11 protein-coding genes are annotated in these 12229 nt (G+C 58.7%); 2 read left to right on the top strand and 9 right to left on the bottom strand.

The window, feature by feature from the left end:
• Nucleotides 1–32: 32 nt before the first annotated feature.
• Nucleotides 33–806: an envelope biogenesis factor ElyC gene (gene elyC / locus AC2CGI_RS09505; RefSeq protein ID WP_015377333.1), complete on the top strand. Its 774-nt coding sequence runs from the start codon at nt 33–35 to the stop codon at nt 804–806.
• A 7-nt stretch (nt 807–813) separates the two neighbouring features.
• Here the strand turns inward: elyC and AC2CGI_RS09500 are convergent, their stop codons facing one another.
• From AC2CGI_RS09500 to cspE, 6 genes are all read right to left on the bottom strand, one after another.
• A complete protein-coding gene (locus AC2CGI_RS09500) occupies nt 814–1710 on the bottom strand; it encodes a YcbJ family phosphotransferase (RefSeq protein ID WP_015377332.1) in 897 nt (298 codons plus the stop codon).
• Between the two features lie 150 nt (nt 1711–1860).
• Nucleotides 1861–2610 carry a 3-deoxy-manno-octulosonate cytidylyltransferase gene (kdsB, locus tag AC2CGI_RS09495; protein WP_004928235.1) on the bottom strand — a complete coding sequence of 250 codons (750 nt, stop codon included), beginning with the start codon at nt 2608–2610 and terminating at the stop codon, nt 1861–1863.
• A complete protein-coding gene (locus tag AC2CGI_RS09490; protein WP_004928237.1) occupies nt 2607–2789 on the bottom strand; it encodes a Trm112 family protein in 183 nt (60 codons plus the stop codon). The genes kdsB and AC2CGI_RS09490 overlap by 4 nt, the downstream gene beginning before the upstream one ends.
• A 298-nt stretch (nt 2790–3087) precedes the next feature.
• Complete coding sequence (locus tag AC2CGI_RS09485; RefSeq protein WP_015377331.1) at nt 3088–4314, bottom strand: winged helix-turn-helix domain-containing protein; 1227 nt, start codon at nt 4312–4314, stop codon at nt 3088–3090.
• Between the two features lie 113 nt (nt 4315–4427).
• Nucleotides 4428–4649: a cold-shock protein gene (locus AC2CGI_RS09480; protein WP_004928241.1), complete on the bottom strand. Its 222-nt coding sequence runs from the start codon at nt 4647–4649 to the stop codon at nt 4428–4430.
• A 223-nt stretch (nt 4650–4872) separates the two neighbouring features.
• Nucleotides 4873–5082 carry a transcription antiterminator/RNA stability regulator CspE gene (gene cspE / locus AC2CGI_RS09475; RefSeq protein WP_004928244.1) on the bottom strand — a complete coding sequence of 70 codons (210 nt, stop codon included), beginning with the start codon at nt 5080–5082 and terminating at the stop codon, nt 4873–4875.
• Between the two features lie 525 nt (nt 5083–5607).
• On the opposite strand from cspE, the gene hglS reads away from it, so the two are divergent.
• Nucleotides 5608–7014, top strand: coding sequence for a 2-oxoadipate dioxygenase/decarboxylase HglS (hglS, locus tag AC2CGI_RS09470; protein WP_004928247.1), 1407 nt, complete (start codon nt 5608–5610; stop codon nt 7012–7014).
• Nucleotides 7015–7016: 2 nt separating this feature from the next.
• Here hglS and lpxK read toward each other — a convergent pair whose 3' ends face one another.
• Genes lpxK through AC2CGI_RS09455 form a run of 3 tightly spaced genes read right to left on the bottom strand, consistent with a single transcriptional unit; the run spans nt 7017 to nt 12057 of the window.
• Entirely contained in the window at nt 7017–7997 is a 981-nt protein-coding gene (lpxK, locus tag AC2CGI_RS09465) for a tetraacyldisaccharide 4'-kinase (RefSeq protein ID WP_015377330.1), read from the bottom strand.
• Nucleotides 7997–9745 (bottom strand): lipid A ABC transporter ATP-binding protein/permease MsbA, encoded by a 1749-nt coding sequence (gene msbA / locus AC2CGI_RS09460; protein WP_015377329.1) that lies wholly within the window; start codon nt 9743–9745, stop codon nt 7997–7999. The genes lpxK and msbA overlap by 1 nt, the downstream gene beginning before the upstream one ends.
• Nucleotides 9746–9780: 35 nt before the next feature.
• Nucleotides 9781–12057, bottom strand: coding sequence for a ComEC family protein (locus AC2CGI_RS09455; protein ID WP_370456215.1), 2277 nt, complete (start codon nt 12055–12057; stop codon nt 9781–9783).
• Between the last annotated feature and the right edge of the window lie 172 nt (nt 12058–12229).

The raw sequence follows: 12229 nt of genomic DNA, 5'->3' as shown, positions 1-12229 counted from the left end.
CCGCTTTTTCACCCAAAAGGATCTGATTTTCGATGCTGTTCAACCTGAAAAAGTTCTTTGGCGCCCTGCTGATGCCACTGCCGCTGTTGATGCTGCTGATGGGGCTGGCGCTGCTGCTGCTGTGGTTCACCCGCTGGCAAAAAAGCGGTAAGACGATTTTCACGCTGAGCTGGCTGTTTTTACTGCTTTTCAGCCTGCAACCGGTGGCCGACCGGCTGCTGCGGCCGATCGAGGCCGAATACCAGACTTATCGCGGTAACGATCCGGTCAGCTACATCGTCGTGTTGGGCGGGGGTTATACCTACAATCCCGATTGGGCGCCCAGTTCAAACCTGCTCGGCAACAGTCTGCCGCGCGTGACGGAAGGCGTGCGGCTCTACCTTGCACATCCCGGCGCCAGGATGGTGTTCACCGGCGCGTCCGCCGGCCCCATGCAAAGCAACGCCGCCACTGCGGCGCTGGTGGCCGAAAGCCTGGGCGTGCCGCGCAGTGATATGGTGATCTTGGGGGAACCGCGCGATACCGAGCAAGAGGCCGCTCAGGTCGCCAAATTGGTCGGCGAGCAACCGTTCATTCTGGTGACCTCCGCCAACCATCTGCCGCGCGCCATGCGTTTCTTCAAGGCTAAGGGGCTGCACCCGATCCCGGCGCCGGCCAACCAGTTAGCGATCGACTCGCCGCTGAATATCTGGGATCGCGCCACACCGTCGTCAATGTTCCTCGGCCATACCGAGCGCGCGTGGTATGAAACGCTGGGTAGTCTGTGGCAATGGCTGAAGGGCGCAGATAGCGCCGGCGCAGAGTAAAGCTCGTTCAACCGGCCAGCCAGGGCAGCAGCTGTTGCGACGCATAGTCGAACGGCCGCCGCTCCAGCTTGCCGGTATGGATCAAACGCCCTACCGCTTCCCACACCACATATAGCCAGCGCCGCGCCAGGAAAGCGTCGGCGACCGGCGCCCGCTGCAGATAGCTGAACAGCAGCTGGCTGGGCATGCCCGCCTCGCAGAGGCGGAAAAGATCGTATTCGCGCGGCGCCCACAGCACTACGCCGGGATTGAGCATCGCCAGCAGTTGATCGCTTTTGGGATCTTTCAGCATGCTGCGCAGCGATAAGTTACCGTGCACCAGAACACAGGGATCATCGAAGCCGACGAAGAAATGGGTCAGCGCTTCGCGCGTGCGGTACAGCAAACGCCGATCCGCCATGGTCAACTGCGGGGTGGTGAGATTGACCACCGTCGCCCACAGCACTTCGACCCGCTGTTGATACCAGCAAAACCAGTCATTCTCCTGCGTGCTGTCAACGCTGCCGACGCTGCCGTGGCTGTCGATGCGGTGCCAGGCCAATATCCCGTCAACGATCTGCTCCATCAGCATATTCCAGCGATCCGGCGAGCGCGTCGGCGCCTCAGCCGACACGCCGCGCAGGCGCTCGATCAGCAGGATTTCCGTATACGGCGCCTGGTGGGTACACACCACGCCATACACCGTAGGCAGGCGAATATCCCCGTCGCGCGCCAGCATCGACAGCTTGTACGCCTCCTGCTGGGCGATGCCCCGACAGATAAAGCTTTTCGCCATCAGCGGGATCGCGTTGCCCTGCCGATCGTACAGCGAATACATATGCGCATAAGGCTGTTCGCTCACCCGCTCCAGCCGGCTGATGGACTCACCCAGCACAATGCTCAGTTCGGCGCGTAACTGCTCCATAAGGCATTCACCTCAGGCTAATTAGGGGGGATGCGTAACATCATCGAACGGCGAGCGGAAAAATTCTTCAACGCAGATCAACAAAACGGGGATCAATAATGGGGGTATTGCATCGTCGGCGCGTTGCGCGGCGCGCCGACGAAATCAGGCTCAGGGTTGAATGCTGTCGCGCACGCGCTGGAGGTCTTCCGGCGTATCGACCCCCACGCTCGGGATCGCTTTCGCGACCGCCACGTGGATCTTTTCACCGTACCACAGCACGCGCAGCTGTTCCAACAGCTCGATCTGCTCCAGTTGGCTCGGCGCCCAGCTGACGTAGCGGCGCACGAAGCCCGCGCGGTATGCGTAGATGCCGATATGACGCAGCAGGCTGTCGCCGATGCTCTCTTTCGACGCGGCGAAACGCTCGCGATCCCACGGAATGGTGGCGCGTGAGAAATAGAGCGCGTAGCCCTGCGCGTCCATCACCACCTTCACCGCATTGGGGTTGAAAGCCTCTTCGGCGCTCTCGATCGGCACCGCCAACGTCGCCATGCCGGCCTGGCTGCCCGCCAGGTTTTCCGCCACCTGCCGCACGATAACGGGTGGGATCAGCGGTTCGTCGCCCTGCACGTTAACGATGATCTGGTCGTCGGCAAAGCCGTAGTGCGCGATCACTTCCGCCAGACGCTCGGTGCCGGAATGGTGATCCGGGCTGGTCATGCACACTTCGCCGCCGGCGGCTTCCACCGCTTTGGCGACTTCAGGATGATCGGTCGCCACGATGACGCGGCTGGCGCCGGACTCACGGGCGCGCTCCATCACATGCACCACCATCGGCTTGCCATGAATATCGGCCAGCGGTTTGCCCGGCAAACGGGTTGAGGCGTAGCGGGCGGGAATAATAGCGATAAAACTCATGCGTGCTTCTCATCCAGCGACAGCGCACGCGCTTCATTTTCCAACAGCACCGGAATGCCGTCGCGCAGCGGGTAAGCCAACCCGTCCGCTTTGCACACCAGTTCCTGGTTTTCTTTATTGAAATAGAGTTTGCCGTTGCATACCGGGCAGGCAACGATTTCGAGTAAACGGTGGTCCATGCATCCTCCGCTAGGGGATAGGTCATCTGGGAAAGGCAGTGAGGATAGCATAACGCCCGGCCTCAGGTTAATCATCGGCGGCGCCAAGCCGCCGATATTTCCTCACTGCGTCAGCGCGACAGCTTGAACTGCGGCGCATCCCGGCGTAGAATTTTGTGACACAAATCACAAAAGAAAGCCGTGATACATGATCAAACGTCTGCATAAAATCATCGCTCTGTTCGCTAACTTCAGCCACTGAGCCCCTTTGTAACGAGCGACGCTTCACTTCGTTTTACCCCACCGACGGCGTCGCTCGTTATCCCACTTCCCAGCCGGCACCCCATTCCGCGGCCAACGCGGCCGGAATGTCGCCCAGCGCGACGCGTTGCGCACCGTGCCATTTGGCCGTGCGCGCGATGGCCTGCCGGATGTCCTGCGCTCGCTGTTTACCGAAGCGCACCTGCGGCTCCGCATGGAAACTGATGATCTCGAAGATGCCCTGGCGACGGTGCGCCTTGGCGTCAATCCGCCCCACCAGCTCGCCCCGATGCAGCACCGGCAACGTGAAGTAACCATAGCGACGTTTTTCTTTCGGCGTGTAACACTCCAGCCGATAGTCAAAGTTGAACAGTTCGAGCGCCCGGCGGCGATCCCACACCACCGGATCAAAAGGCGACAGCAGGCTGGTGACCGTCGATTTCAGTTTGCCCTGCTCCGCCAGCGGCAGCAGTTCCGCCAGTGATTCATGCACATAGAACTGCCCTTCCAGCCCCTCTACCTGCACCGGCGAAATTTCCCCCTGCGCCTGCAGCTCTGCCAGCAAGGCTTTTGGCGCCACGCGTTTCAGCCGATAATAATCCGCCAACCACTCGGCGCGGAAAATGCCCAGATAGCGGCAGGTGCGATGCAACATCTGCCGGCGCGCCCGCTCCGCAGGCAGCGCATGACGCGCATCGTCCCAGGCCGGCAGCAGCCTTTCGGTCAGATCGTAAACCCGGTGGAAGTTGCGACGCTCGGCCACCATCAGCTTGCCGGCGGTAAACAGGATCTCCAGGTGCCGTTTCTCCGGTTTCCAGTCCCACCACCCGCTGTTGCCTTTCTTCTCGGCGCTGAAATCGGCGGAACGCACCGGCCCCTGTTGTTCGATGTGCCGCAGCAGGTTGTCCATCGCTGCCTGGTGCTGCTGCACCCAGTCGGCCGAGTATTTCCAGCCCATATCATGCGGCGCCAGCATGCGATGCCGCAACAGACCAAAATCCTCGATCGGCAGGAAACAGGCCTCGTGCGCCCAATACTCGAACAGCTTGCGGCCGGCGAGCGCCTGCTCCAGCCACTCCGGCTGATAGGCCCCCAAACGGCTGAACAGCACCAGATACGGGCTGCGGGCGACGACGCTAATGGTATCGATTTGTAACAGCCCCATGCGCTGGATCGCGCTCACGACATCATCGGGCCGAGCCTGGCGTTTAAGCGGAGAAAGCAGCCCCTGGGCGGCAAGGTGCAGTGCGCGAGCGGCGGTAAGGGAAATGGTCGGGGTGGTCATCCTGATATCCGTGGCGAGTAGGCAATGGCCTGATAATAGTGGATATCGCGGGATTTATCTTCGCCAGTGCTTGCGGGTGGCGACACCGGCACTGGCGAGGAAGGAGGATGCGATCAGAACGCGATAACGTCTGCCGCGGACAGCCCATGCGAGCTGCGATAGATCGAGAACTCAACGTTCTGACCTTCGTTCAACGACTTATTTTTGGTGTTGGCGATAGCGTTGCGGTTGACATAGATTTCGTCGCTGCCATCTACCGGTGAAATAAAACCATAGCCTTCGGCCTGATTAAACCATTTCACACGACCCATTTTTAACACAGTATTTTTAAACATAACTTATATCCTTTTACTTGAGCATCCTTGACAACGTCATTTTTTATATTGTCTGGACGCTACCAGCCGATCCTAAAGTTTTTCGTAACAAACCTCTCGTGAGCAAAAAAATAAAAAACCCGCACTAAGGCGGGCTTGTTGAACTTAATATCTTCCGCATGACTCAGCGCTGAAGCGTCACCATGGTTGTATTAAGATCTCTTTATACGCGTTCCCTGTCTTCTTACAGAGCAACTACGTTGGCGGCAGCCGGCCCGCGCGGGCTGTCCTGGATGGTGTACTCGACGCGCTGGCCTTCAGCCAGGGTCTTGAAACCGTCGGTCATGATTGCGGAGAAGTGTACGAATACATCTTTGCCGCCGTCGTGCTGCTCAATGAAACCAAAACCTTTGCTTTCGTTGAACCACTTAACTTGACCAGTCTTCTTAGACATTACTTTTACCTTTAAATATATTTACAAAACCTGCCATAAGAGGCAATTGCGGCCATTTCAGAAACATTACTTATGGGAGGTACTTAGAAGGTTCGTCTTTGAAGCGGAATCGGATGATAACGTTTTTGGAGGAACTGCTTAACTCTAAACTCGAACATAAATAGGTCTGGATTACAGGCCGACTTGCATTTACTCATAAAAATGGTGAATGCACAAGAGGTTTATTGCAATAAATTCATCATTACACCGAATTTATTTTTATCCCCATGAATATACATGACTTAATTTAACGCTCGCCGCAGCCGATCCAGCGCGTTCCTCTCCTCACCGGGGCATCATTTGCCCGTCTGAGCGCTGCAAATGAGAGCTAACGCATAAAACTCTAATATGCTTGACGCCGCTATAACAAATCCCAAATCAGATGGCTAAACTTGAGGGGAAAACAAGGCAGACGGCTTTTTCGCCAGCACTTTTGCCGCTAAAAACACGATTTTTCAGATTATGCTGAATCAAGGAGCTATGCGCATGACCGCCCAGCAGTTCGTTTCACCTAATGAAATCCGCGCCAGATTCTCTCACGCGATGTCGGACATGTATCAAAAAGAGGTACCGCTGTACGGCGATCTGCTGGAGCTGGTGGCGGAAACCAACCGGCAGGTTCTACGCGAAGATGCCGCACTGGCTCATCAACTGCAAATCACCGGCGAGATCGAACGCCTGGCCATGGAGCGCCACGGCGCGATCCGGGTCGGCACGGCGGACGAACTGGCCACCCTGCGCCGCCTGTTCCGGGTGATGGGCATGGCGCCGGTCGGTTACTATGACCTGTCGGTGGCGGGCGTTCCGGTGCACTCCACCGCTTTTCGCGCCATACACGAAGACGCGCTGCAGATCAGTCCTTTCCGCGTGTTCACCTCCCTGCTGCGCCTGGAACTGATAGAAGATCCCGCGCTGCGTGCGCTGGCCGAGCGCTTGCTGGCGCGCCGCCGTATCTTTACAGATCGCGCGCTGGAGCTGATGGCGCTGCAGGAAGCGCAAGGTGGGCTGAATGAAGTGCAGGCGCAAGAATTTGTCGAACAAGCGCTGGAAACCTTCCGCTGGCATAACCAGGCGACGGTCAGCGCCGAAGAATACCGGCAGCTGCACGATCAGCATCGCCTGATCGCCGACGTGGTGGCGTTTAAAGGGCCGCATATCAACCACCTGACACCACGTACGCTGGATATCGATCGCGTTCAGCAAGCGATGCCCGGCCGCGGTATTACGCCCAAAGCGGTCATCGAGGGCCCGCCGCGCCGCCGCCGCGCGATCCTGCTGCGCCAAACCAGCTTCAAAGCGTTGGAAGAAAGCGTCGATTTCGTTGAGCACGACGGCCACGCCATCGCCGGTCACCATACCGCGCGCTTCGGCGAGATCGAACAACGCGGCGTGGCGCTAACGCCTAAAGGACGCGAACTTTACGACCGTTTGCTGCAGGCGACCAACGATGCGTTGCAGGCGCCGCCGAGCGAGAAGAATGCCGAGCGCTACTATCAACTGCTGGAGGAAAACTTCCGGGCGTTTCCGGATGATTACGCCACGCTGCGTGAGCAACAGTTGGCCTGGTTCCGCTATTTCCCGACCGAATGCGGCCTGGCGGCCAAAGAGTCGCTGGACAAGCACAGCACCCTGGAACAACTGATCGAGAAAGAACACGTTCGCTTCCAGCCTCTGGTATATGAAGATTTTCTGCCGGTCAGCGCGGCGGGGATTTTCCAGTCGAATCTGGGGGACAGCCGCCACGCGCAGTACAACGCGGTTTCCAGCCGGGCAGCGTTTGAACAAGCGTTGGGCAGTGAGGTGATCGACGAACTGGCGCTGTATCAGCAAACCCAGCAGCGTTCGCTGGAAGCCTGCGCGCAAGCCCTGGGGCTTGCCACGCTGGCATCCTGAGATTACTTAGTCAGCAGAGATTCGATATCCTGCAGCAGTTGCTCAGCCTGAGCGGACGGTAGCACCGCATCAACCGGTAGATACCACCAATTGGGCTGGGCAAAGGCGCGACACTTCACCGCGTCCTTCTCCGTCATCAACAGCGTTTGATCTGCATTAACCAACGCCGCCAGCGGTTCCTGCTGATATTCCTGATGATCGGCAAACGCCACTTCCTGCACGACTTCGACGTTCAACTTTTCCAACGTCGCGAAGAAACGCGGCGGATGGCCGATGCCCGCCATCGCCACCACGCGCGGCAGCTCGGCCGCCGGGCGACGTTCACCGCTCAGCAGGTTCACCGCATCACGCGCCTGCAGGCGCATGGCAATTTCCCCGGCCTGCGCCACGCCACCATTGGCGACGCGCGCATCGACGCTGCCAAGCCGCGCGGCACGTTCACGCATCGGCCCGGCCGGCAACCACCAGCCGTTACCGAAACGACGCACGCCGTCGATGACCACCAGCTCGAAGTCACGCTGTAAAGCGTAGTGCTGCAAGCCGTCGTCGGTGATGATCACATCCAGCGGCTGTTGTTGCAGCAGGGCCTGCACCGCCTCGGCTCGCTTGGGCGCGATCGCCACAGGCGCACCGGTACGTTGATAAATCAGCACCGGCTCATCGCCCGCCTCGCGGGTCGACGTATTCTGACCGAGCACCAGCGGATAAACCGCCGACTTGCCGCCGTAGCCGCGTGACACCACGCCAACGCGATAGCCCCGTTGTTGCAGGTGTTCCACCAGCCAAATCACCATCGGCGTTTTACCGTTGCCGCCGGCGGTGAGGTTACCCACCACCACTACCGGCACCGGCGAACGCCAACTTTTACGCAGGCCGCAGCGGTAACTGAGGCGGATCAGCCAACTGAACAAGCCATAAAGCCACGAGAGCGGCAATAGCGCCAGATAAAGCAACGAACCGCCGGACCAGATGCGCTCAATCATTATTGACCAAACTGCATGCGGTGCAGCTGCGCATAGGCGCCCTGGCGCTCAAGCAACTCGGCGTGTTCACCGCGTTCGACGATGCGGCCGTCCTCCACCACCAGGATCTCGTCCGCCTTCTCAATGGTCGACAGACGGTGTGCGATCACCAGCGAAGTGCGGTCTTTCTGCAGCTCGTCCAGCGCGGCCTGAATGGCACGCTCGGATTCGGTATCCAGCGCAGACGTCGCCTCATCCAGGATCAGGATCGGGCAATCGCGCAGCAAAGCACGCGCGATGGCAATGCGCTGGCGTTGGCCGCCGGACAGCATCACGCCGTTTTCACCGATCACCGTATCCAGACCGTTTTCCATCTTGTTGATGAAGTCCATCGCGTACGCCATTTCCGCCGCTTTCTCAATCTGCTCGCGGCTGTATTCGCTCTCGCGCGCATAGGCGATGTTGTTGGCGATGGTGTCGTTGAACAGGTGCACGTTTTGTGAAACCAGGGCCACCTGATTGCGCAGCGAGGCCAGGGTATATTCACGCAGATCGTGGCCATCCATCAGGATTTCGCCTTCCTGAATATCGTAGAAGCGCGTCAGCAGGTTGGCGATGGTGGATTTACCCGAACCGGAACGGCCCACCAACGCGACGGTTTTGCCTTCGGAGATTTTCAGGTTGATATCACGCAGCGCCGGCGTTTCTTTGGCCGGGTAGTAGAAGGTGACGTTGCGGAATTCGATATCGCCTTTCGCACGCTTCACTTCGCGGGTGCCGGTGTCTTTTTCCTGTTCCATATCCAAAATGGAGAACAGCGTCTGACAGGCCGCCATCCCTCGCTGGAACTGGGCATTGACGTTGGTCAGCGACTTCAGCGGACGCATCAGCGCGATCATCGACGAGAACACCACGGTAATGGTGCCGGCGGTCAGGGTTTCCATCACGCTTGGGAAGCTGGCGGCAAACAGCACGAACGCCAGGGCCAGCGAAGCGATCAGCTGAATGATCGGATCGGAAATCGAAGACGCGGAGACCAATTTCATGCCCTGTTGGCGCATGCGGTTGCTCACCGAGTTAAAACGCTCGGTTTCCACCTGCTGGCCGCCGAAGATCAACACTTCTTTATGGCCTTTCAGCATCTGCTCGGCGCTGGTGGTCACCTGCCCCATGGTGTTCTGCATGTTCTTGCTGATGTTGCGGAAACGCTTGGACACCAGGCGAATGGCGATGGAGACGATCGGCGCCAGCACGATCAGGATCACCGACAGCTGCCAGCTGTAGTAAAACATCATGATGAACAGGCCAATGATCGAGGCTCCTTCACGCACCACGGTCACCAGCGCGCTGGAAGAGGAGGAAGCTACCTGCTCGGAATCATAGGTAATACGCGACAGCAAAGTCCCGGTGGACTGCTGATCGAAGAAGGCCACCGGCATTCTCATCATGTGGCCAAACAGGCGGCGGCGCATTTGCATCACCACCATGCCGGAAACCCAGGAAATGCAGTAGCTTGAAACAAAACTGGTCACGCCGCGCATCAACATCAGCGCAATCACCGCCAACGGCATCCATACCAGCACGCTGCTGTCGGTTTTTCCAAACCCATCGTCCAATAACGGTTTAAGCAGAGACAGCATCAGCGTGTCCCCCGCTGCGTTCATAATCAACGCAATGGCGGCCACAATCAGCCCGGTCTTAAAAGGAGTGATCATCGGCCAGAGTCGACGGAACGTCTGCCAGGTCGAGAGATCTTTATCATTCATCATGCAAATACCAGCATCGGAAGAAATAGCGGCCTATTTTACTCATTATCACCCTCTACGCCAAACCGCTGATGGTACCAACGGGGCATTAATTGTTCGCGAAAGCCTTTAATTTGCCAATCGTTGTCGAAAAAAAGTACCGATAACTGACCCGAGCGCGTTGTATCGCGCCATTGGATGCCATTTGCCCGGTATCTGGCGACCACTTTCCGCGCCGGCAATCGCCATTTGTTGTAACGCGATGCGGAGGCCAGCGCCACTTCGGGATTGACCGCGCGCAGAAACGGCGGCGTCGAGGACGTCTTGCTGCCGTGATGCCCCACCTGCAACACCGTAGCCGCCAAGCGATCGCGCCGCAACCGTAACAGCTGCGCCTCCGCCTTCTTTTCCGCATCGCCGGTGAGCAGCAAACTGAATTGCCCATCGTCGATGCGGATCACGCAGGAGTCGTCATTGACCGGCCTTTTGCGCGTTTTCGGTGGCCACAGCACCTCGAATTGCAGCGATTGCCAGCGCCAACGCTCCCCGGCGATGCAGGGCAAGTGTCCTTCCCCGCGTATCGGGCTGCGCACCGTCGCCTGCGGAAACGCCCGCCGCATCACCGGCAGCCCGCCGATATGATCGAGGTGAATATGGCTGATAATGATCTGCTCCAGTTCAATATTCCGCCAGTTCAACATCGGTAAGATATGCCGTTCGGCAGCGCTGCCCGTGGGCCAACGATCGCCGGTATCGTACAGTATCCCCTTGCCGTTTTGCTCGATAACCACCGCCAACCCGTGCCCGACATCAAGCATATCGACGCGCCAGCGATAGTCCGGCGCTTTGCCACGCCACAACACGCAGCATATCGCCACCGCCGCCAGCCCCGGCGCATAGCGCCACCACCAATGAAAGCGCCAGCAGATAACGATAAGCCATCCCGCTATGCTGGCCAGCAGCGAGGCGGCCCCCAAATCCACCCAACCGCGTTGCAGGTAATGCAGCGGCACAAACACCCCGCTCAACGTGAAATCTGCCAACCACCAAAGCCCGTAACTTAGCGAGGGGAAGACGCCGCCGATCACCGCCAGCAAAATCAACGGCACCGTCACCAATGAGACGATGGGCACAGCCCAAAGATTGGCAGGCAGCGAGGTCAGCGTCAGACCTAAAAACAGCGCGACCTGCATCGGCACCAGCAACAACGTCATGCCCAACTGAATATGCAGCCAGCGTACCGGCGCCCAATACCAGGCCGAGCGAAATCGCTCGCTGAGCGGTGCCCATTCAAACCAAAAAATCAAACACCCCACCGCCAGCACCGACAGCCAAAAACTGTCTGACAAAACCGCCAACGGATCGCACAGCAAAATCAGCCCGATACACCACAGCCACACTTGCCAGGAAGAACAATGAACGCCGCGCAAGCGCAACAGCATCCACAGCGTCATCGCCAACGCGGTACGCACCGCCGGCGGTTGGGCGCCCACCAACCAAACATAGATCAGCGTCGCCACCCAGCCTGCGACCAATGGAAAGCGATAGCCAATCAAATGGGCGGGAAGAAAAAACTGCAGCGCTCGCAACGCGGCCCAGAACAAAATGGCGACCATCGCCACATGCAACCCTGAAATGGCCATCAGGTGAGCGATGCCGGTTTTCAGCATCAGCGTGCGCAAAGCCTGCTCCAGCGCGGTTCGTTCCCCAAACGCCAGCGCCAGCAATACCGCCTTGTAACGCAATTCACCGATGTTAGTTTCCGCATGGCTGATGATGCGCTGACGCAGCCCGCAGTCGCCATCCAGCAAACGAGCCTGCCTGACCCGCCCCGTCAACGGCTGGCGCTGGGCAATCGCCCAACGTTGGCTGTCAAATCCGCCTTCATTGAGCTTGCCATGTACCGGCCGCAGGCGCAGTTTCAATTGCCAACGCTGCCCGGCACACAGCCGCTGCCGTTCGGGAGCCCACGTCGTGGTAAACGCCAGCGCAGGCGCCAACCAATGACCGTCGACCCGCTCGATGCGCATCAGCGTCTGTTTACTGGCGGCGGGCTCCAGCGCGACGCTGCTCACCTGCACCACCGCCGTCACGTCCGGCATGCGAGTTAAGCGCTCCATTTGCCCGAGCAGGCTTCCGGCGTTGAAAACCGCCCATGTGAATCCCAATCCCAGGCAGGCCAAATAGCGGCAGAACGGCCAACGCGCGCGCAACAGCAAGCAGCCGACAAACAGCATCGGCCACAGCAGCCATAGTTCTGGCAACTGCGGTAAAATCAGCAGCGGCAAGATGCCGCAGATAACGGCGAATATCGCCAGATCCAGCGAAATTTTGATCGTTCTTCTCCCATCGCACCCGCCACGCGCACAAGCGCGTTACGGCAGGCAAACAGGATGAGTCAAGCGGCATGTCGCGACCAGCGGGCTTTAGCGAGAATGCGGCGAGCGCGCCAGGGTAAGAGAGGTTTATGCAGCAACTACACCGCAAATGCGGCGCAGTACGCAATTC

The organism is Serratia sp. LSHTC3, assembly GCF_057197125.1.
This window is presented reverse-complemented; position numbering and strand designations above follow the sequence as displayed.